Consider the following 21917-nt stretch of genomic DNA (forward strand, 5'->3'; position numbering starts at 1 on the left):
ACCTTAAATCTCTTTTCCCAAATATTTGTTCCCCATTTCTAAAGTTAAAAATCCGCCATCATTTCTATAATTTGAAATGTCTGTTACTCCAGGTTTATTATTTCTCCATCCAAAATTAACATAACCATCTGGAGCAATGACAGTTATTCCAGGTAATTTTAAAAGTTTTTCCGCAAATGTATTTTTTTCTTGAATCATTTTGCCATCATGTCCTTGATAAATTTCAGAACCAACATTACAAGCAAAAAATATTAATGTTATAGCTCTCCCACTTTTTCTTGCTTGTTTCCACTCTTTACTGTTGGACGACATCACGTTATCAAATTCTCCAACAGTACTTGCAAATTTTTTATTACCCTCTTTGTCATAATATTGTACCCCACCCGAATTTGCGTGCGCAAAAACAGTAAAGATCCCCTCACCCATTGCATATTTAAAATTTTCTGGAACTTGGTGAAATGCAGAAAATGCTCCTGCTGACGGGCCAAATAAATCTATAGGAGGTTCCGCCCCGAACTGCGTAAAATCAATCCCTTCAAAATAATTGGTCGAGTTGTTACTCATCCACGCATCAATTAAATCCCCATTAGTTGGTCCATTATCAGCTGTTACATCTCCTACCCAAAGACTTCCGCCAGTGCTACTTCCACCAGATCCATCATTTTGATTCAATCCCAAGAAACTGTCTCTATACTGTTTTCCAGTCGTAAATCTAGGTGTATATCCTGATTTATCTATCGTGCCATCATCATTAAACCATCTGCCGTCTACATCAAATCGCATCACAGGATTATTGGCTACATAAGCATAAGTACTTGTTGAAACATACATCTCAGCCAACTGGTCAATACCGTTCCATCTTCCCAGATCAGCCATATAATGTCTCCAGCCGTAGTCGATCATTCCAGTCTCCTGTAATTCTTTACCGTTGTACTTATAGTTTTTATAACTTCCCGTACCAAAATGAGCATCCTCTTCTTCATTACGCACAAAGCTCATCCCAAAAGCATAGTAATCATTGCTGTCTGTAACCCCCAAGTTCGTAGATTATTGCTTGTAGCTTAACCTTATATTTCCTAAATGATCTTTGTACTGATTAAAACATTATCGAAAATATGGCATCACTAAATCTGATTACTAGAGAATGATTTTTAGTTATTTAGCTAAGTTTTTATTGTGGAAAATAAACAAGAGTAGGTTTCCTACTCTTGTTTTGATTATTTTAATTTTAAGTGAGTGTTGATTTCAATGAGTTAATTTTTGAAAATGCTCATAACAAACTCTGAAACATTACCCATATCACTAACTTTGACACATCACCCTATTTATCCTTTATAAAATTTTTAAGCTCTAAAGGAATTGGAGGAAGTTTATTTTTATCTTTCATAAAAATGCCTTTTCCTTCTAAAACAAATACATTAGTTTCTTGATAATCCGCATTATAAAACCACACTTGACCTTTACTATCAACATAAATAGTCCATTTCATATGATTACTTATTGAATTATTAATGTTTCTTTGATATAAGAGATTATTATTAATATCAAAAATTCCATACACTATAGCATCATCCTTGAATTGTTTTACCACAATATCAATATCCCTGAAGTAATAAATTCCTGGTGAACTTATAAATGTATTTGTTTTTACAAATATCCCTGTCTTATTATCATTATTATCTCTTGCGAAATTTGAATTCTTATCACAACCAATAAGTAAAAATAATGTTATAATTAATGTAATCTTTCCCATTCTTTATTTTTTATTATAATTGTTTGAGTCCATTTAATTGTTATCCAATAATCCGCAGGATGACCGACGGCGCGAGTAATATTATTAAAAACTCTGTCCATAAAAACAGTATTATTATGATTTATCTGATCAGTCCATTTTAAATTAAACTTCATAATATATGAGTCTGTGGCTTTATTATAGCTCCCGTTCATAATATAACTAAAATATTGAGTCCCATGTAACATGCCATATCCGGTATTATATGTATTATCAATTTCAAAATGTTGATTACCTGATTCTTCAGTTGTCTTAGTTTTGCCTTCTATATTCATAAAATAGCTTCGTGCTATTGCTATTCTTTGTAGTCTCTCATTTAAGAATCCGTTGTTTTTCATGTAAGTACTCCAACCTTTATCATATTTGAAACTCAAATTTTTCCCCGAGCCCCTAAGCCAATGATTCATTAATTCTTCCCCTTTTTTATCAAAAAACCAAAATGCTGCTGGTTCATCAGGACAACAATCTTCCGCTCCGAACTGTGTAAAATCAATCCCTTCAAAATAATCTGTCGAGTTGTTACTCATCCACGCATCAATAAGATCTCCCAACGTAGGACCATTATCAGCCGTTACATCTCTTACCCAAAGACTTCCGCCAGTGCTACTTCCACCAGATCCGTCATTTTGGTTCAATCCCAAGAAACTGTCTCTATACTGCTTTCCAGTCGTAAATCTTGGTGTATATCCTGATGTATCTATCGTGCCATCATCATTAAACCATCTGCCGTCTACATCAAATCTCAACACAGGATTATTCGCAACATAAGCATATGTACTTGTTGAAACATATATCTCAGCCAACTGATCAATACCGTTCCATCTTCCGATGTCGGGCATATAGTCTCTACAGCCATAACTGTATATGCTGGTTTCCTGTAGTTCTTTGCTGTTGTACTTATGGTTTTTATAGCTTCCCTGCCCGAAATTAGCTGTTCTTGTTTTCAGATGATTCATCCCCGAAAGGATAATAATTGTTTAAGTGAGTCGATTTAATCTCATACACTTTATTCTAAAGTTCAAATTCAAATTGTTTTAAAACTCTTCTTCCCATATTTTCACTCGGCCATATTTCTATATGGTAGAAATCATTATCCGTATCATGTCCTAAATCAGTTTCTTTTACACTTGAGAGATTAGAAGAATTAGCACGAACTCTGTATTTTCCTGGCTTTAATTTTATAGATAATTCAACTTCATTTCCAGGCCAAGACAATATTTGCAATTCACCAGAATTGATTTCTATCCCACCTTCTACAATATGATCATACTTATCGTAATCTACATTCTTTGGAGTTTGTAATATTTCGATATCTCCTTTTATGTTGCTGTAGCTTTGAGAAAATATTATAATACTGTTTTTTTCTAATCCTAATCTAGCTTTATATGTATCCTCATCAATATCCATAAAATTATCTAAGAAACTTCCTTTATCACTAGACAAGTAAAATTGATTGTATGAGGTCAGAAATTTATATTCTTTTTTTTGCATATCTTTCTTTTTATTTATTGTACACGATATTATTAATAGACTAATTATCAACAAATTGATTTTTTTCATAATTTTTATTTAAAGCGCCATACGCCATCCAAAATGATATATAAAAGCTCCTACAGCTATAACTCCTAATACAGGCCACATTTTATATGGTACAGCAGGACTTCCGAAGTCCATTCTTCTAAGTGCTGGAGCAGGTTGCATACGATGCATTACTTGTTCCTTCATTATTTCTTTTGTACTGCCTCTGGGCACAGGTATTACCATAAAAGCATCACCTGTTGTTAAATTCCCTGCTCTATAGGCTGCTCCTAATGTTCCACCCTGTATACTGTTTTCTCTAGAAGGAACATATGTTACCATCGCATTATCACCCTCCGAAGTAGAAGCGTAAGGATACTCATCTCTTTGATAACCCGATTGAGTTTTCATACCTATCATATTTTTTGCTCTTCTTTTCGCCACTCGTTCTTTATCCCCATCATAATGCAAAACTGGAGATTTTCCCATTTGAAATGCTAACAATGTAAACTCATAGATAGTTGGGGTAATGTCTTGTATTACATAATGAAAACCTTTTATATCAAGATTACTCGTCGGAGTTAAGTTTTCTAAAAAAGAATTTAATAGCTGTTTGGTATATTCTTCTGTATTATCTATACTATTACTTAGCCACGCATCGATCAAGTCTCCTAGAGTAGGACCACCATTATCAGCTGCTAAATCTCCCACCCAAAGACTGCCGCCAGTGCTTCCACCACCTAGTCCGTCATTTTGATTCAATCCCAAGAAACTGTCTCTATACTACTTTCCAGTCGTAAATCTTGGTGTATATCCTGATTTATCTATCGTGCCATCATCATTAAATCATCTTCCGTCTACATCAAATCGCATCACAGGATTATTCGCAACATAAGCATAAGTACTTGTTGAAACATACTTTCAGCCAGCTAATCAATACCGTTCCATCTTCCTAAATCAGACATGTAATGCCTCACCATTCCGGTCTCTTTGCCGTTATATTTGTAGCTCCTTAGTTCAAAGGTTTTAACGTCATTGAATTGATCATTTTATTATTATCATTTAATATCTTAGTAATAATTTCTCCGTAATCTTTATAATATTTATTTTCATATAAATCCATATTTTTGGCGTTTACAGTAAAATCACTAAGGACCTGATCTATATTTCCTTCAAGTGATAAAATTTTATGATTGTTATTTTTAACTAATAAAACATTGCATGTTGTATGAGAAATATTTAAGCGAACCAAGTATATTCCATCATTATTGTTAAAATCTGCCTTAGTTATGATATTATTAATATTACTCAATTTTTTAAAGTCACTTTTCAAACTCATTATATTATTATCACTAATTTCTCTTTTATTTTCATAAAATGAAATTATTTTTTCATTTATAGAATCTTTGTAAAAATTACTATGACAGGAGTATATAAATGATATTATTACAATAAATGATAACTTCATATTTTTTTTTAGTTTTTCCATTGGTTGAGAATTTTTTGTTCTATTGAATCAGGTGTAACTTCAGATGCTGGACCGTATAATAAATGATTAGCTGCATTTACAGCATGTCCTAATTCATGTCCTATATTAGCACTTATAGCGCCATTTTTATTTACTTTGTGATATAATTTTTGTTCATCATTTAACATATTCTGTTTACCTGCATTATAGTATGATTTTAATAATATCTTGAAAGTATCAATTCTTCCTTCATAAATCTCAATATCAGCACGTACTACTTTTCCAGAAGAATTCCTAGTCAATTGAGTGTTTCCCATTTGAAATTGATTTGTTCCAGCAGATGGACCTTCACCTGGTATTAAACTGATAGAAGTTGGAATTACAGAATTAATTAGTTCATTAAATTGAACGCTACCCTCTGCTGTTTTTAACATCATAGCAGCTAATTCTTTGTCTTCTTTAGATGCAAATTTTGTAAAGCCTCCTTTACCACTATTAGCTTTAGGGTCATATATTAGTTCGCCACTTTTATTTCGCCAATCATCAGCTCCAAACTGTGTAAAATCAATCCCTTCAAAATAATTGGTCGAGTTGTTACTCATCCACGCATCAATAAGATCACCCAAAGTAATACCATTATCAGCTGTTACATCTCCTACCCAGAGACTTCCGCCAGTGCTTCCACCACCTAATCCGTCATTTTGATTCAATCCCAAGAAACTGTCTCTATACTGCTTTCCAGTCGTAAATCTTGGTGTATATCCTGATTTATCTATCGTGCCATCATCATTAAACCATCTTCCGTCTACATCAAATCGCATCACAGGATTATTCGCAACATAAGCATACGTACTGGTTGAAACATACATCTCAGCCAACTGGTCAATCCCGTTCCATCTTCCCAGATCAGCCATATAATGTCTCCAGCCGTAGTCGATCATTCCAGTCTCTTGGAGTTCTTTACCGTTGTACTTATAGTTTTTATAGCTTCCCGTACCAAAATGAGCTTCCTCTTCTTCATTACGCACAAAGCTCATCCCGAAAGCATAGTAATCATTGCTGTCTGTAACCCCCAAGTTTATACCTTCTTGCTTGTAGCTTAACCTTATGTTCCCTAAATGATCTTTGTACTGATAAATGTACTGATTATTTTCAAAATCATAAAATCCTTCGGAAGTAGGTACAAATTTCAAAATATTCTCGTAATCATATCCATTAAGAAACTCCACGAAGGCTTCCGTTTCGTACGCTCCCCCTCCTGCTGCCTGAAACATTGCCCAAAGCTCCTCTCCATTGGAGGAAGAATAATGAAAACCATCTAAGTATTGTGTAGAAGATGCGTACATCTCGCCGTTGTCTCCCGTAGCAATGAAGTTTTTCCTCAATTTGGTTCCGTCTGCACGGTAAAGATAGCTTACATTTTTATGATTGCCATTGATCTTTATTTGCGTGGCAAGATTCAGGATATTGTAATCTATTTGTTCTATGGCTTTGTCTGGCATACTCACCATATTTCCGTTGAGATCATAACCAATGGTATTCCCTCCGCCTTCGTAGCCAGTGATGTTTCCGCTATTATCTGCTACATTTAAAAGTTTGTTTCCTTGATAGCTGTAATCCAGATCATCTATCTGATTGGCATTTATACCGTCGAAAGAAGGAGCATTCCTGTTCAGGTAGGTGATATTTCCGTTGACATCATATTCTGCCGCCTCACTATACAATTCGTTTTTGGGAACAGTTGAATTGGGTTCTGAAAAAATTGCCTGTGATAAGCGGTTGATCCCATCGTAGGTATAGCTGTATCTTCTTAAAACAGATTCTTGGTCAATGTGATTTTTTCTACAGTCTATTTCTGCAATGTTTCCGTTATATCTGGGATCAGTATTTTCAGGATTGTTATATTTGATGGTATATCCAAAGAGATCATTTGCGAGATTATCCGGGTTATTCACACCCGTCATTAATCCTAAAATATTATAGGTGTAATCTACCGTCTGAAGGGGTGTAGAAATGCTTACTCCACCCACTTTTTTATTTTCGAGCTGCGAAAGCTCATTGTATTGGTTGCGGGTCAAAATTTCTTCAGAATTATTTCCTACTTTGTGTTTGTGTACCAATAATCTGTTTTGGGGATCGTAGGTAAAGGTTTGTGTAATTACCTTTTCAGTATCCGAGTCCAGCCTTTTGTGTCTTGCAACTGATTGTTGGGGTACGCCGACAAAATCAAGCAGAGATTCGGTTTTGGTGTATCCCCCGAGATGATTGACAGTGTGAGTTCCTAATGTTCTGCCTTTGTGATCGTACCAAATGTAATTCTTCGTCCAGTTATCATTTTCAATATTTTTTACATAAGAAGCAGTAGGTAGATTTTTGGTGCTGATATTAGAGGTCTGAGCATCCTGCGGCAGTACATTTTGTCCCAAAATCTGATTCGGGATTGCGGGACTTCCGGTAGGATAGGTGTCATAATAATTGACAGACAATACCGTTTCAATATTAAAAAAATAATCGTTGCTGTAATAAACCTGCATTCCGTTTCTCGAAAACCCACCGGTATGTCGGGATTCTGAAATGATATGAGAGCCTGCCTGATTCTGCATACTTAGTCTGCTTCCGCCAATGATGATCCCTGTATATGCAACTCTTCCAAACTGGTCATTTTTTGTTATAAACCATCTTCCATTAGCACGTATATTGGCATCCTGCGTCATGACAAGGCGGTCTGCTTTATCATAGACCATAAATTCCCACCCTTTGCCGGGAAGCTTCTTTTCTACAAGCCTGTTCCACCCGTCATACCGATATTGGTAACATAAATTATCCAGCGTATTTTGGTCGGTAGCAGCTGATGAAGCCGCCAAAGGAGAGATAACGAATGTCTGTTGACCATATCTGTTATATACATAATACGTATCTACAGTTTGAGAGCCGTCATTTTTTCTTGACAGAATAACCTGTCCTTTTTTATTTTTAAACTCAATATTGATGTTACCGTCTTCATCGGTTACCTGTGTTTTGTAAAGTTTTGCGGCAGGGTACGTTCCGGTAAGGCTTAGGACACTATGGGTTCTGCCTTCTACCCATGTGGTAGAATCGGTGTATTTTTTTACTTCTCCTGCTGTATTAGCTTTATAAGATAGAGTAGCAGGATGAGCACTCCAGTCGTTACCCGGCTTTTTTTGCTCTATCACTCTTCCAAGAGGTGAGGCTTCGGGTATTTTTTCTGAATAGATCTTTTCGTTTCCGTACACTGCTGTAGCAGCCGACAAAGGATTGCTGTATATTCCTCCGTTTTGTGTTCCGGATTGAGGAACGGGAAGATAGCTTTTAATCTCTCTGCCATAATTGTCATATTCTACGGGAATTACAATATCTTTACCTTTAGGGGTTGCTTTTATAGAAACATTTTGTTTCAGCCTTCCCAAACCGTCAAAATACTGTACAGATTCTATTTTTTTTGAGCAGTCTTCATTTAAACAGTTTTTGTTGTAAATATAGTTTTCTGTTGCCGCAAGATTGGTCTGCGCATAAGCAAAACCACAGAACAACAATTGTAGTATGAATAGTATTTTTTTCATGGTGTTTTAGTTTTTGTAGTTGTATTTGTGTTCTTTCAATACAATTCCGTTGGCGTCTGTCACTTTTTCAAGCTTGTTGTCTGCATTATAGATGTATATTTCTCTTACTCCGTTCGGGGAAGTATTAGTTGTCATTCCTATCAACGGATCATACGTCATGGTAGAAATACTGAAATCTTTTAAAGCCGTGTTTTTCCTGAAATTATCCAATGCCGTAAGTAATGCCAGCTCGTTAGTAGGATTGGCAGCATCTGCATTCGAAGCATCTACAATAGCCTGAATGTAAGGCAATACCTGTGCATACGTTGCTCCCTCTATTTTGGCAATAGGCTGTGTTTTGTCATAACCGTATACGATCGCTGTTGGAATCCCAACTGCAGAGGTTAATTGCAAAAGATTTCCTTTGTCATCATAGAGATCAAATGTCATGGCTGTTTTTGTGCTCCCATCGCCTACGTTGGTTGCCAGCATAGAGGTAGGGAATGTAGAGGAAGTGTTATCAAACTTTGTTACAGACTTGCTGATCAGGATACCGCTATCTTTGGTTTCAGTTATTACTGGAATTCCTGTAATATTTTTACTTCCAAGCGCTATGTAATTGCCACTTTTAGGAGAAGGATAAGTGAGTTTTGTTTCTGTAACGGTATCATCATATGTTTTTTTAATAACGGAAGCTTCCATATTCGATTCGTTAAAGTAGGTTTCTACCTTTTGCTCTACAATCTGATTATCCAGATAACTTTTTGAGATCCCGGTTACTTTCTTATAGTAAGCGGCTTTAGAATACATGGATGTTCCTATTAGCAGATAGTCTTGTGAAGCCGGTATATCATCCATCACATACTGTGTTTCTTCAGAAGCCAAAAGCTGGTTTTGAGCATTGTATATTTCCTGCTTTTCTGTCATACCGCTTTTGGTAAGGTTGTAATAAGGCCAGAATGAATTTGAACCAGTCGTTAAATATGAAGGATAGTCATTAGGAGTTTTATAATAATATTTCGTATACCCAATATTGTCATCTGCATTAGAAACCTTCACATTTTTATACAAGGTGAAATTAGAAATAGCCATGGTTCCATAATCGTCTTCCGGACTGAAGCTTAAACCGCTTGAACTGTTGCTGTCTGCAAAGTTATCGTAGCTATAGTTGGTTACTTTTACCGGCGTTGCAGCTGTTTTATTCTCATAATATTTTACGTTGGCTATTCTGAGACCTGTAGTAACATCTTTGTTTTTGAAAGGTAACGGGATGTGTCCGATATCAAACATGGTGACGTTACCATTTCCTCCGGAGCCGGACAGTTTAAATTCGTAAGAGCCGGGAAGAAGATCAAAAGATTCGACTTTGTATGTGCTGCTATAAGCAGGATTGGGGCATACTCCGTTGCTCATAAAAGGTTGATTTCCTTGTCTGATGCTAAAATCTACATAAGTAGGAGTATTCGTATCCCAAAAAACTGGAGTGTACACATCGTTTACTAAATATACTACATATACTTTTTTAGTCACTCCAGCTGTTCCAACAACAGAGAATAAATGCGTTGTACTTTGATTGGTATCGAAAGAAAACTGATTAAATTCCTTTAAATACTGTAACTGAGAATTAACAAAACTTTCTCCGTTAATAATTGGGTTCAGGTAATCAGGGGTAGTTTTATCTATATAGACTTCCTGCGGCTCAAAGTTATATTCTACAACGCCTCCGGTAGGATTTATTACTCTTTTTAAAACTCCCAATCCTGCCTTTCTGGGGTCTTTTGTAAGGTCAGCTTCAGGACAGAAATACGATAGATTAAATCCATACGGAAGATGTACATCTGTTGGATACTGCTCATACTCCTGACTGTTGTAATGAAACTCTGTGTTTTCGGAAACTACATTGTTTTTGTTAAGCTTTTTGATTTTGGTCAGTATTCTTTTGCTGTTATTTATTGTATAAAATCCATTAAAAAAATCATATCCATATTCTGAATACTCAAAAGCATATTGAGAGATGATATGGTTGTAATGATCTTTTAGCATCACTTTGTCAATACTGTAAGGATCATTCATGGTTTTTTCCTTGGTACTGTCGTACAGGTAATCCAACTCTATTTTTCCGTAAGAAGGAGAATTAATTGTTTTCAACTTACACGTTTGATAGTCTATAAAACCTGGATTATTAGTCTTATATCTTGTGTCTTTCTGATAAGAAAAGTTCGCAATTTCTATATTATTTGCATCTTTGATCTGGCTTAGAAAGAAAGCAGATTTATAAACTTTTCCACCCGGAAAATAGGAGTTCTGATCAGAATTACTTAGGCTGTAATCGTTAAAAATATATTTGATTCCTTTCGTATCTGTAATCGTAAATGAATTTAAAATAAGGGTAGCCGTATTACTGTCTCTTGTGTATTCTATCTTTACGACATTTGAAGAGAGATTATTTATTTGAAATGTATTGGAGACAATATTTCGTTCTATTTTAAATTTTCCTGAAATTCCTGGGAGATTATAATAATAAATATCATTAAAATTATTTTTCTGATAATTTCCACTACTGGTGTCATCATACTTTTCGTCAAGCTCATCAACAATCTTTCTCGAAATAACCCCACCCATAAACAGTGACCAGCCTGTACCCACATCACTCGCTGCTTCTCCGGGCGCAACGTTCATCGGGTTATAAGAAAGATTAAGATTCAGACTGACGTTTTTATTGTTGGTAGGCAAACCTAATAATGGGATGGAAATATCAGGAATTCCTGTAGCATAAGAAACAGCCGTATTGGTATAAGCCGCCAATGAAGACACTGAAGGAACAGGTCTTGAAAAGTCTCCGAAATTGATATCCTGTGCACTATAGTAAATATTCATGCTAACAAGCATGATCAAACCCAGTATTCTTTTTTTTATACTCATTGTTTTGTGTTTTATTTCTTAATAATTTTAGCATTCGCAGTTTTATTCGTATCGGTTTTTATAGTAACCAAATAAGCCCCCTGAATCAGATTTTGCGTATTGATCTTCGTTACTTTGTTTTTGGTTTTTAATGTTTGGAGCTGTCTTCCGCCCATATCGTAAATTGCAATATCCGCTTCTTTGAAATCAAACCCAATCTCCACATAACAGTAATCCGAAACAGGATTCGGGTAAATTTTAATATCCTGCTTTTCAATCAGCTGATCCAGCTGTTTGTCGCCTAACTTCACGATTTTCCAGTTTTCTTTGCCGAGCTCTTCAGCACTCGTTCCTGCTAAAATAATTGAGCCGTCTCTGTTTAATTTGATGTCAGACAAACGTTCTTCCTTTTTTCTAGATTCTCCCTTTACGTGCTTTCTCCACTGTTCGTTTCCGTTCTGATCGAGGTACAACATCCAGAAGGTTTCGTCATCTGTCTCAATCCTGCCTTCCGCCTGTGTGTAACCACCGAGTAAAATACCTTTGGTTAAATCTTTATTCTTTTCTCTGTCATCTTTCCTCTGAATCACATTCATCCCCATCAGAACATCCCTGTTTTTGAAATTGTAGGATTTTTGCCATTGTTCTTCACCTCTTTCATTTAAAGAAATCAGCCAGATATCGGTTCCTTCTTCAATTCCTGCGGTTTATTTCCGGATTTTTCTGAACGGCTTTCACCACCTACAAGAAATCCTGTAGAAGTCATTGCTAAAGTTCTTAAATGATCATCACCCTTTCCTCCAAAGTTTTTTTCCCATTCTACTTTTCCTTCTTTATTCAGTTTTACAATCCAAAAATCTCCTTCTCCGAAGTTTTCGGTTTTCTTGGAACCACCAACAGTACTTCTTGAATAAATTCCGAGCAATGCACCACCATCCATCGTAGGAATCATTTTTTCAACTTCATCCAATCCTTTTCCACCTACAATAATATTTGAAAGTTCTTTTCCGTTCTTATCGATTTTTGAAATGATCACGTCTTTTGAACCGTAACCTTTGGAAGCATTCTGAACATTTCCAGCAACAAAAAATCCGAAATCTGTAGTCTGAATCACTGCTTTCGCTTCTTCATCCTGAGAAGTTCCCAGGGTTTTCTGCCATAGCTCGTCTCCGAATTCATTAATTCTTATCAACCAAATGTCAGATCCTCCTTTTGCATTGTCTTTTTTGTCTAATCCTGCATTGGAGTACGAAGTTCCGGCCAAAAGAAAACCGCCTTCCTGTGTGGCAACTGTAGCAGAAAGAAAGTCATGGTTTTGTCCCGAGAAATATTTTTCCCAGACTTCCTCACCCTGTTGGTTGAGCTTAACTAGATGGAAATCGTAACCGTTATTTTGCTTGTTTTCTGTAGTAAGCTTTTTTGCCTGAATGGAACTTCCTGTAATGAGATATTGCTGATCGATCGTAGTGGTCACCTGAGAAAGAAAATCCTGAGTCGAGGATTTGATGTCTTTCTGCCATACCACGTCCTGAGCATAGAATATTGCAGCAGTGCATATAAGGAATGCACTCGTGTAGAGTTTTTTCATCATAGAGTTTTTTTAATTGTTATTAATTTTTTGCTAATATAAAAATATATTTCAATCTTTCATACAGCTAAAGATTTAGTTTACTTTTATTTAATGCAAAGATGCAATTCTAATGCGACAGAACTTGACGTGTAATTTCAATCTATAGTTTTCAGGTAAAAAAAAGCCACTAAGGAATTAGCAGCTTTATATTTAGTAATTTTTAGATTCAACTTTAACTAATCAAATCAAACTTCGCATACTCCGCAATCTTCTTTGGAAGCTTAATTCCTTCCTCAGTCTGATTATTCTCAAGCAAAGCAGCCATAATTCTTGGCAATGCCATTGCAGAACCATTCAAAGTATGCACCAACTGAGTTTTTCCGTCAGCTTTATAACGGCATTTCAGACGATTTGCCTGGAAGGTTTCAAAATTTGAAACTGAACTCACTTCCAGCCATTTTTTCTGGGCAGCGCTCCACACTTCAAAATCATATGTCATTGCAGAGGCAAAACCTGTATCTCCTCCGCATAGTCTTAAAACTCTGTATGGCAATTCAAGATCAGTTAAAATTTCTTTGATATGTTCTACCATTTCTTCTAAAACAGCATAAGAATTTTCAGGTTTTTCTAATCTTACAATTTCTACTTTTTCAAACTGGTGAAGACGGTTCAGACCTCTCACATGAGCCCCATAACTTCCCGCTTCTCTTCTGTAACATTGAGAAAAAGCAGTATTTTTAATTGGAAGATCTTTTTCATCCAACAAAACATCACGGTATAAATTCGTTACCGGAACTTCAGCTGTAGGAATTAAATATAATTCATCCGCATTGATGTAGTACATTTGTCCTTCTTTGTCCGGCAATTGTCCAGTTCCGTATCCTGAAGCTTCATTCACAACGTGTGGCGGATTCACTTCCAGATAACCTGCATCCACATTTTTATCTAAAAAGTATTGAACCAAAGCTCTCTGCAATCTCGCACCTTTCCCAAAGTAAACAGGGAAACCTGCACCGGCAATTTTAACGCCCAATTCAAAATCGATCAAATTGTATTTTTTCGCCAGTTCCCAATGAGGAATTGCACCTTCGCCTAAACCTTCGACATCGTGAGACTGATAAATAATTTCGTTATCATCTGCAGAAACTCCGGCCTTTACCAATTCGTAAGGCACATTTGGAATCTGATACAAAATATCTAATAATTTTTTTTCAACCACTTCCAATTGAGACTTCAATTCTGCGCTCGACTCTTTGTATTGTGCTGTTTTAGATTTTGATGCTTCAGCTTCTTCTCTTTTTCCTTCTTTCATTAAAATGCCGATCTCTTTGGAGATTTTATTGATTTCTGAAAGCTGAGAATCTAATTCAAACTGAATTTTTTTTTCTTTCTTCGTCAGTAACGATTGCCTCGTCTACCAACTCAGGATTTTTGAATTGTCTTTTTTGAAGACCTTCTAAAACGCGTTCTTTGTTTTCGCGCAAAAAATTGACTTGTAACATAAAAATTTATGGTTTAAAAGTTTAAGGTTTAAGATTTTGAGTATTTTTAAAAGAACTCAAAACCCTGAACATTGAACCGTTCTTTGCAAATTTAGAGATTATTTTATGATTGTAATGATATTTGGCTGATCCTGAACTTTAGTGAATATTAATTGTTTGTTATAATTCACTTTTGAAACCTCAAAAACAGTTGGAGTCCAGCGATAAAGAATCTCCAAAGTATCACTAATGGGCTCACTAAAAGTAGTGTCTGTAAGTTTTTTGGTAAGAGAAACCTCAATCTGGGATCGGTAAACCCGGTCATCAGAATCTGCACCACTCACTAACTCTCTGGTAGAGCCTGCAATATATTCCAGATAATACGTTGAGTCCACAGTCATTTTCCGTGAATTGCTGACGGGTGCATTGTCAACTGGCGCCAACATATCATTCATAGAAATTGTAGTATAAGAACCAATGCTGTTTGGCTGAAGCAAGTCATTTCCCGCAGTATCTTTAATGTAGAAATTCATGATCTGATCTATTTTCTGCACAGAATCTTCATCACTCCTACATCCCATAAGCGCAAAACATCCGAATAAAATTCCAAAAAGTAGATTTTTCATCCTGCAAAGTTAAAATTTAAAATGAAACTAATTTTCAAAATATTTCTGATACCAAAGCTCAAAAGTAACCAATTGCCAGATTTTCACATAATCAGATGCATTATTTTGGTTGTTCCACCAATCATTAATTACTTCTGCCTTGAAAAAATTCCTTTTTTTGAGACTTTCTAAATTTTCAGTAATAAATATTTGAATTTTTTTATCATTGTGAATAAAGTAAGCAAGCGGAAAAGAAAACCCGCGTTTAGGCATACCCAAAACTTGATTTGGCAGATATTTCTGAGCAACTTTTCTTAATAAAGGCTTATTTTGCTTACCATTATAACGGATCTTTTCAGGCAATGACGAAACGTAATCAATCAAATCATTACTCAAATATGGATATCTAAATTCAACACCATATTTCATAGCACTCAAATCATCACGGAAAACATGATGAGAAGACAATGAATACTTCATGTCATACTCAAAAAGTCCTTTATAACTTTTGTTTTCAGACAAATGAAATTGCTTAAGATTTGGATTGATTTGGCTGTAGATTTCTTTTTTGAAAATACTTTTTGCCTGCAAAGGTTTCATTCCTACCTGACTTTGCCTGAAAAAATCAAACAGAGAATCCTGAGAAAAATAATTTTTAACCCTTTGAGAAAATTCATCTTTCGTAAAAATAAAATTTCTTGCAAAATTAAAATTCTTCATTAGCAGCCATTTGTTAAGCTTTAAAGAATGAGAATATCCCGCAAACAACTCATCGGCGCCATTGCCGCTGAGAACAACTTTAAAACCTAAATTTTTAGCATATTCTGCGGCATTCATCAAAACTTCCAAACTGCTGTAAGGTTCTTCGAAATGCTGAATATTTTCTTTTAACTTGTATAAAACTTCATCATCCGTCACTTTTTTAATATGATGCGGAATTTTGATTTTGTCGGCAACCAACGATGCATTTTTCACTTCGTCTTCCGAAAACGGATAGGCAACCGTGAATGCATTAATATCTGTTTTATGCGGTTTTGATTTGCAGGTGATCAATGTAGAATCTATACCTCCGCTCATCATGCTTGCAACCGGAACGTCTGCATAAAGCTGTTCCTTCACACTTTCAGAAAGCAATTCATCAATTTTTATGATGGCTTCCTGTTCAGAAATATTTCGATTGGGTGGAGGAAAATTCCAGAAAAATTGCTTACTTATTTTGAAATCATTCAGATTAATGGTCATAAAAGAGGCGGGTTCCAAAGAAAATATATCTTTAAAACAAGTTTCAGGAGCCAATGTTGTCTGAAAAAGAAAATTGGTATAAACACCTTGCCAATTGATTTCAGGTTTCAAAAATTCATTTTTGAGAAGAGATTTTATTTCTGAAGCCCAAAGTATTGCATCCTGGCTTTTGTAATAAAAAAGAGGTTTAAGCCCTACTCGATCTCTTGCTAAAAGAATTTTATTTTTTTCTAGATCGACTAAAGCAATCGCAAACATTCCGTCAAATTTAGCAAACATTTCTGTCCCCCATTTTTGATAGGATTTCAAAATAACCTCCGTATCTGAATGACTTTTGAAACTGTAGCCTGAATTCTCAAGCTCGTTTCTTAATTTTTTAAAATTATAGATTTCGCCATTGAAAGTAACCGTAATTTTTTGATCATCAGAAAGCATGGGTTGATGGCCTTTTTCAGATAAATCTAGAATCGAAAGCCTGCGAAAACCCAGAGCAATTTTTGAAGCAGTGTTGTCTAAAGCCGGAAATATTTCCTTAATTTTTTGGGTAGAATCTTGTCCGGAGAACGACTCTCCTATTATTGCATCGGAAAGCCAAAATCCTTCATCATCCGGACCTCGGTGCTGGATGGATTTATTCATTTCTAAAATATTTTTAGAAGAAATTTCTTTCTTAAATGAATAATAACCGCAGATCCCGCACATGATTAAGCTTTGATTGGTAAAAATATAAAATGTTTTAAGGATTACAGATACCTGTGTCTAATTATTTGCGAGTAAGCCTGCTTATTTCTGATTTTGAAATTAAAAAATCCTTAAAATGAAAATCTGTAGATTGATAAAACTTCCAGAATAAGATTACTGCAGAAACACAATAAGATGCAGAAGTCACAAAACAAGCTCCCAATATTCCCCATTTTGGAATTGCCACCAAAGAAAAAACAATGGTAATTAGTAATCCTACAAGAGATTTTATGTTTAAGATTTTAAGTTCTTTTATTCCTGAAAAATAATATCCAATCATGTCGCTTACCGCTATTGCAAAAATTCCCGGTGATAAAATGAGCATAATCAGTTTCGTGTCACCAAACTCATTCCCGAATATCATCACGTAAATTTGTGACGGAATAACAATGATTCCCAGAATAAAAAAAAGCATCAAAGTAGATGAAAGTTTTAATGATGATTTCGTTTTTACAATAGACTGTTGTCTGTCTTTACTGTTGACTACATCAGAATACAGAACGACTGCGATACTCCGGGTAATCGTCCAGATCGCTTCAGCAAAGGCAATTCCTATTGAAAAAATTCCTACAGTGGCTATTCCTTCAAAGTATTCTAAAAAATAAAAGGACAATCGATAATTTAAAAATTGAATGAATGCGCTGAACTGGTTTTTCCAGCCATATTCAAACATACTTTTAAAAACAGATTTTGAAAATTTAAATTCTGAAATCTTACATCTCTTCAAAATTTGAAAAAAACTCAATGCAAATAAAATAAATAAACACAATATCTGCGCTAAAAAATAAACAGAGACTTCTTTAAAATTTACTAAATAAATCAACACAGCAATAAAAACGACGTGGATAAGCTGTTGTAAAACAGTGTAAAAATTAAAAAGCCTTATGTTCTGAGTTCCCAAAAAAAGACTGATATTGGTTGCAAGAAGTGATGATAAAATTGAAATTCCTATCAGATAAAATAAAAATTCGTTATGAACCGATGTAAAACTGAAGGCTAACGGAATTATAAGTCCTGTAACAATTGACCAAAGATATGAATAGATAATAACCTGCTCTATTTTGAATTTTTTTGCAAAATATGAGGTGCTGCTTCCTGAAAAAATACTGCTGAAAAAACTCACAATGGCAACATTAGCAACAATGATTGAAATCACTCCTTTGCCCTCGCTTCCCCACATATTCGTTGAGAAGATGACCAAACCAAAGCTCAGTATCAAAATTAAAAAACGCGAAATAAAAGTCTGAACAACTTTTAGCTGTTTCATTCTGTGCTTTTTGGTAAAGATTGTTTTATAAAATTGACGAAAGAATCTGCGATAATATTCCAGTTATATTTTTCACGAAATTTTTTCACCCCGTTTGTTGCATGAAGATGATAAAGTTCCGGATTTTTAATATATTTTTCAATACGATCAGCAATGATATCAGAATCTTTCGGATGAACCAAGAAACCAAAATCGTTTACTTTAAGATGTCTTCTTATACCTTTCAGATCCGAATAGATTACAGGTTTCCCGGATCCCATATAATAAAACAATTTGATGGGTAATGAGTGATGATTCTCAAAATTAAATTCTCTCAAATCAAAACAAATATCTGCATCAGAAAAAGATGCTGTGAATTTTTCAAATGAAGCTGGTTTTCTAACCTCAATATTTTTAAATGAATATTGGGAAAGCAAATTTGTAAAATAAATTTCATCAGATTTTTTCCTTGCAGAACCAATAATCAATATGTTGATCATTAAATCTAAATTTCGATTTTGGAGTTTATCAACTACATTAAAAAAATTGCCTATGCCTTTGTCTTCAGATATTGCTCCGGTGTAACCTAAAGTTATCTCATTTTTTTTTAAAGTATTAATATGTTGAGAAATAAACGGTTGACCCGGATAATAAGGCTGTAAGATTTTCTTTTTAAACGGAAAAAAGTAAGCCAAGAGGAAATTGTTTTGTCTCTTCACCAAATATAAAGTGAGTGCTCAAAAAGCCTGCATACAGCTGAATCAGAAAGAATTTTATCCCGTGAAAAATCTGCATTACAGAATTATACCCTTCAAGCATTGACATTGCAGGATACCATTCTGTAATATCATAAACAACACTGATTTTTCTTTGTCTTCTATATTTTCGAGCCGCAATTATAGGAATTGGCTCAGAACAAATGATGCAATCTGGTTTATAAGCTTCACATATTTTTCGAAAAGCCAATATTTTCTCTGCGCTGGATTTATTTAAAATTGCATAAGATTCTATTTCAATACCGTCAATTTCTCCCTGATAATCTGAGTACAGACTGCTGATCTTAACCTCAAATCCCCGAGCTTTTAATTCCTTTGCCTGATGATAAAAAATTCTGTCATCATTGTAATTATGAGCGGTAGTTAAGAAGAGTATTTTAGGCATTGATGACGAATTCAATCATAAAAAAATTATGTCAATAGATAAATCAGATATTTGAGATAATAAATTATTTGATTCCTGCCGCCCAGCTTCTGTTGAAAGGAAGTAAGAAGTTACCGAGAAATTCAAGATAGGTGTTTTTAGAAAAATCGAAGACTTCAATTTCTTTGGACAGTTCTCCACTTCTTACTTTATTTTTAAAATCTAAAAGTTTCAGTGTTTTTACTTCGCCGTTTTCTATAAAACTGGCTTTCATACGATCAAATAATCCCAACTGATATTCTTCATCAATTTCTCTCATGATCTTACCTAATGCATCAATACTGCAACCGGAAGCCATTTCTTTTTCCTCATCTACACAGATGACGATAAACTGGTTTTTTTCAATTTTGAATGATGATGAAAGAGGTTTTCCGTGTGCTGCCCAACCTGCCAGAAAATCATACAGTTTTTCTGTAATCACCTTCGCTTCTTTGGTTGTAAAAGCTCGGGATGCGGGATAGATAATCACTCTGTAATCTTCAGCTTCTACTATATTTGATTCTTCAATTTTCATATGTAGGTTTTATTTATTTTAATTGTCATATGCTAGCGCCTATTCATATCTGTTTATGAATCAAAGACCAGTCTTGGCGATTTCATTTCAAATAACTTTAAAGAGTAAAATTACGCAATTTTGTTGAGTTGAAAGCCATTATATTTTTTGCTCAGAGCATATAAAAGCATTAAGAAAAGAAGTATGATAAAACCGAAAAAGAACCTTACAGCAGAAGAATCCGGAAAGAAAAGAAATTTTAGGTAGATATTAGCAAAAAGAAAGAAAGAGAAAATCCGAATCCATAAATCTTTAGTAAAAAAGAAAATCAATATCAAGATCATCAATGCTGATACACTTACTTTCTTAAAATACATGAACTTATTAAAAATAATATTTAAATAATCGTTTACTGTGAAATCTGCTGGCTGACGAGATATAAATGGTCTTCTTTCTATGAACGAATCATAGAATAGATTTTTCCAACCTGGATAATGATAAAATTTAACGATAAAAAGGTAGACAGACAAAAATAAAATTCCCTGCACTATGAGTTGTATATCTACTTTTTTGTTTGCAGCTAAAAAATTGTAAAAAGATATTGTAAATAAATACGTTAATGCAAAAATAGCATAATCTGGTCTTACTAAAATACCTACCATCAAAACAGAAAAAATCAACCATTTATTCCATTTTTTAAAGAGCCCTAAAATAAAAAAGAGTAAAAAGATGAAGCCTAACATATCCGGACTTGGAGTTTTAGACATAAATCTCGCTGTTGGTAATACAAGAATTCCTAATGTGAATACTGAAGTCAAAAAATAGTTACGAGGAAATATTTCTTTTAAAATATAAAACAATAAAAGTCCTGACAAAAAGTAAGAAACAATGCTTACCAGTAAAACAGCTGTTGGTGCAGAAAACCCTAATGTATAAAAAGCATCAATAATTAAATTGTAGCCAACTTTAATTTTATAGTAAGGTATTTGTTCATTAAAAGCCTCATGATATAACTCAAAAGATCGCATACCAATATGATTGTCTGTCTTTCCTGCTATATCATAATATTCTGCAGGAGATGCTTCATTTTTGACAGATAAGTAGGTTAAATGATGAACCTTCTTCGGGGAATCAGGAAACTCCGAAGAATATAAACAGCCTACATAACCAGGCAAATCCCAGTCATGGATTCTGTGTCTGTAACTTTCAATTGTAAGATATGATAAGACAATTAATACGAAAAGAAAAGAAAGTTTCCATTTTATTTTCATCTCATATTTCTTCAAGAAGCTAAAAATTTAGTTACAAATCTTCAGCTTCGGCCAAAAGTTCTACAATATCTTTTACTTCTACTTCGTTGTTTTTATTGAAATGTTTAACTCCGTCAGTCAGCATTGTATTACAAAACGGACAACCTGTAGCAATGATTTTTGGCTCGAAAGACAAAGCTTCTTCCGTTCTTTCGATGTTGACGTCTTTATCACCTTTCTCAGGTTCTTTGAACATCTGTGCACCGCCGGCTCCACAACAAAGTCCATTGGTTTTGCAACGTTTCATTTCAACCAATTCGGCATCCAGTTTTTCCAAAAGCATTCTTGGTGCTTCGTACTCACCGTTTGCTCGCCCCAGATAACAAGGATCATGGAAAGTAATTTTTTTACCTTTAAAAGCTCCGCCTTCAATCTTAAGTCTCCCCTCATTCATCAATTGCTTTAAAAATTGAGTATGGTGAATGACTTCAAAATATCCGCCTAAGCTTGGATATTCATTTTTAAGGGTGTTGAAACAGTGTGGACAAGCCGTTACGATCTTTTTAACCTCATAAGCATTCAGAACTTCAATATTCGTCATTGCCATCATCTGAAAAACAAATTCGTTCCCCGCACGTTTTGCAGGATCGCCTGTACAACTCTCTTCCTGACCAAGAACAGCAAAATCAACCCCGATTTTATTCAGAATTTTGCAGAATGCTTTGGTGATTTTTTTTGCTCTGTCGTCAAAACTTCCGGCACAGCCAACCCAAAACAAAACTTCAGGTGATTTTCCTTCGGCAGCATATTCTGCCATTGTTTTTATAGTGAAATCCATTTTATTGTAAAA

Annotated in this window: 18 protein-coding genes and 1 pseudogene; all 19 read right to left on the bottom strand. The window is 34.7% G+C overall.

All coding sequences use genetic code 11. The features are described 5' to 3' along the window. Positions 1-3: 3 nt before the first annotated feature. Positions 4-1038 carry an RHS repeat-associated core domain-containing protein gene (locus ACZZ9T_RS02710; protein WP_463440816.1) on the bottom strand — a complete coding sequence of 345 codons (1035 nt, stop codon included), beginning with the start codon at positions 1036-1038 and terminating at the stop codon, positions 4-6. Between the two features lie 283 nt (positions 1039-1321). After that, positions 1322-1753 carry a hypothetical protein gene (locus ACZZ9T_RS02715; protein ID WP_463440817.1) on the bottom strand — a complete coding sequence of 144 codons (432 nt, stop codon included), beginning with the start codon at positions 1751-1753 and terminating at the stop codon, positions 1322-1324. Further along, positions 1735-2748 carry an RHS repeat-associated core domain-containing protein gene (locus tag ACZZ9T_RS02720; RefSeq protein WP_463440818.1) on the bottom strand — a complete coding sequence of 338 codons (1014 nt, stop codon included), beginning with the start codon at positions 2746-2748 and terminating at the stop codon, positions 1735-1737. The genes ACZZ9T_RS02715 and ACZZ9T_RS02720 overlap by 19 nt, the downstream gene beginning before the upstream one ends. A gap of 55 nt (positions 2749-2803) precedes the next feature. Further along, positions 2804-3283: a hypothetical protein gene (locus tag ACZZ9T_RS02725; RefSeq protein ID WP_463440819.1), complete on the bottom strand. Its 480-nt coding sequence runs from the start codon at positions 3281-3283 to the stop codon at positions 2804-2806. 78 nt (positions 3284-3361) lie between these two features. Further along, positions 3362-4078 (bottom strand): NucA/NucB deoxyribonuclease domain-containing protein, encoded by a 717-nt coding sequence (locus ACZZ9T_RS02730; protein ID WP_463440820.1) that lies wholly within the window; start codon positions 4076-4078, stop codon positions 3362-3364. Between the two features lie 244 nt (positions 4079-4322). After that, positions 4323-4799, bottom strand: coding sequence for a hypothetical protein (locus tag ACZZ9T_RS02735; protein ID WP_463440821.1), 477 nt, complete (start codon positions 4797-4799; stop codon positions 4323-4325). After that, complete coding sequence (locus ACZZ9T_RS02740) at positions 4787-8359, bottom strand: DUF6443 domain-containing protein (RefSeq protein ID WP_463440822.1); 3573 nt, start codon at positions 8357-8359, stop codon at positions 4787-4789. The genes ACZZ9T_RS02735 and ACZZ9T_RS02740 overlap by 13 nt, the downstream gene beginning before the upstream one ends. A gap of 6 nt (positions 8360-8365) precedes the next feature. Continuing rightward, positions 8366-11260: a hypothetical protein gene (locus ACZZ9T_RS02745; RefSeq protein WP_463440823.1), complete on the bottom strand. Its 2895-nt coding sequence runs from the start codon at positions 11258-11260 to the stop codon at positions 8366-8368. 11 nt (positions 11261-11271) lie between these two features. Continuing rightward, positions 11272-11841 carry a T9SS type A sorting domain-containing protein gene (locus ACZZ9T_RS02750; RefSeq protein WP_463440824.1) on the bottom strand — a complete coding sequence of 190 codons (570 nt, stop codon included), beginning with the start codon at positions 11839-11841 and terminating at the stop codon, positions 11272-11274. A gap of 68 nt (positions 11842-11909) precedes the next feature. Further along, positions 11910-12827: a hypothetical protein gene (locus ACZZ9T_RS02755; RefSeq protein ID WP_463440825.1), complete on the bottom strand. Its 918-nt coding sequence runs from the start codon at positions 12825-12827 to the stop codon at positions 11910-11912. Positions 12828-13041: 214 nt separating this feature from the next. Beyond that, positions 13042-14311 (bottom strand): annotated as a pseudogene (serS, locus tag ACZZ9T_RS02760) (serine--tRNA ligase). A gap of 98 nt (positions 14312-14409) precedes the next feature. Continuing rightward, the gene (locus ACZZ9T_RS02765; protein ID WP_463440826.1) at positions 14410-14916 is read right to left on the bottom strand and encodes a hypothetical protein; all 507 of its coding nucleotides are present in this window, start codon (positions 14914-14916) and stop codon (positions 14410-14412) included. A 27-nt stretch (positions 14917-14943) separates the two neighbouring features. Continuing rightward, positions 14944-16839 carry an asparagine synthase (glutamine-hydrolyzing) gene (gene asnB / locus ACZZ9T_RS02770; RefSeq protein WP_463440827.1) on the bottom strand — a complete coding sequence of 632 codons (1896 nt, stop codon included), beginning with the start codon at positions 16837-16839 and terminating at the stop codon, positions 14944-14946. Positions 16840-16900: 61 nt separating this feature from the next. Further along, on the bottom strand, positions 16901-18145 hold the full coding sequence (locus ACZZ9T_RS02775) for an MATE family efflux transporter (RefSeq protein WP_463440828.1): 1245 nt from the start codon (positions 18143-18145) through the stop codon (positions 16901-16903). Beyond that, positions 18142-18819: a glycosyltransferase gene (locus ACZZ9T_RS02780; RefSeq protein ID WP_463440829.1), complete on the bottom strand. Its 678-nt coding sequence runs from the start codon at positions 18817-18819 to the stop codon at positions 18142-18144. Before ACZZ9T_RS02780 ends, ACZZ9T_RS02775 begins: the two co-directional genes overlap by 4 nt. Then, positions 18797-19285 (bottom strand): glycosyltransferase, encoded by a 489-nt coding sequence (locus ACZZ9T_RS02785; protein ID WP_463440830.1) that lies wholly within the window; start codon positions 19283-19285, stop codon positions 18797-18799. The genes ACZZ9T_RS02780 and ACZZ9T_RS02785 overlap by 23 nt, the downstream gene beginning before the upstream one ends. Before the next feature lie 64 nt (positions 19286-19349). After that, positions 19350-19838, bottom strand: coding sequence for a hypothetical protein (locus ACZZ9T_RS02790; protein ID WP_463429872.1), 489 nt, complete (start codon positions 19836-19838; stop codon positions 19350-19352). A gap of 110 nt (positions 19839-19948) precedes the next feature. Further along, positions 19949-21103: a hypothetical protein gene (locus ACZZ9T_RS02795; protein WP_463440831.1), complete on the bottom strand. Its 1155-nt coding sequence runs from the start codon at positions 21101-21103 to the stop codon at positions 19949-19951. Between the two features lie 16 nt (positions 21104-21119). Then, entirely contained in the window at positions 21120-21905 is a 786-nt protein-coding gene (locus ACZZ9T_RS02800; RefSeq protein WP_463440832.1) for a (Fe-S)-binding protein, read from the bottom strand. Positions 21906-21917: the final 12 nt, after the last annotated feature.

Source organism: Chryseobacterium sp. AC417, assembly GCF_979258215.1.

What these genes read in the sequence shown, in the direction of transcription:
- ACZZ9T_RS02715 (WP_463440817.1), bottom strand. Translation starts at nt 1,753, where the DNA reads ATGGGAAAGATTACATTAATTATAACATTATTTTTACTTATTGGTTGT.
- ACZZ9T_RS02720 (WP_463440818.1), bottom strand. Translation starts at nt 2,748, where the DNA reads ATGAATCATCTGAAAACAAGAACAGCTAATTTCGGGCAGGGAAGCTAT.
- ACZZ9T_RS02725 (WP_463440819.1), bottom strand. Translation starts at nt 3,283, where the DNA reads ATGCAAAAAAAAGAATATAAATTTCTGACCTCATACAATCAATTTTAC.
- ACZZ9T_RS02735 (WP_463440821.1), bottom strand. Translation starts at nt 4,799, where the DNA reads ATGGAAAAACTAAAAAAAAATATGAAGTTATCATTTATTGTAATAATA.
- ACZZ9T_RS02740 (WP_463440822.1), bottom strand. Translation starts at nt 8,359, where the DNA reads ATGAAAAAAATACTATTCATACTACAATTGTTGTTCTGTGGTTTTGCT.
- ACZZ9T_RS02745 (WP_463440823.1), bottom strand. Translation starts at nt 11,260, where the DNA reads ATGAGTATAAAAAAAAGAATACTGGGTTTGATCATGCTTGTTAGCATG.
- ACZZ9T_RS02750 (WP_463440824.1), bottom strand. Translation starts at nt 11,841, where the DNA reads ATGGGGATGAATGTGATTCAGAGGAAAGATGACAGAGAAAAGAATAAA.
- ACZZ9T_RS02755 (WP_463440825.1), bottom strand. Translation starts at nt 12,827, where the DNA reads ATGAAAAAACTCTACACGAGTGCATTCCTTATATGCACTGCTGCAATA.
- ACZZ9T_RS02765 (WP_463440826.1), bottom strand. Translation starts at nt 14,916, where the DNA reads ATGAAAAATCTACTTTTTGGAATTTTATTCGGATGTTTTGCGCTTATG.
- asnB (WP_463440827.1), bottom strand. Translation starts at nt 16,839, where the DNA reads ATGTGCGGGATCTGCGGTTATTATTCATTTAAGAAAGAAATTTCTTCT.
- ACZZ9T_RS02775 (WP_463440828.1), bottom strand. Translation starts at nt 18,145, where the DNA reads ATGAAACAGCTAAAAGTTGTTCAGACTTTTATTTCGCGTTTTTTAATT.
- ACZZ9T_RS02785 (WP_463440830.1), bottom strand. Translation starts at nt 19,285, where the DNA reads ATGCCTAAAATACTCTTCTTAACTACCGCTCATAATTACAATGATGAC.
- ACZZ9T_RS02790 (WP_463429872.1), bottom strand. Translation starts at nt 19,838, where the DNA reads ATGAAAATTGAAGAATCAAATATAGTAGAAGCTGAAGATTACAGAGTG.
- ACZZ9T_RS02800 (WP_463440832.1), bottom strand. Translation starts at nt 21,905, where the DNA reads ATGGATTTCACTATAAAAACAATGGCAGAATATGCTGCCGAAGGAAAA.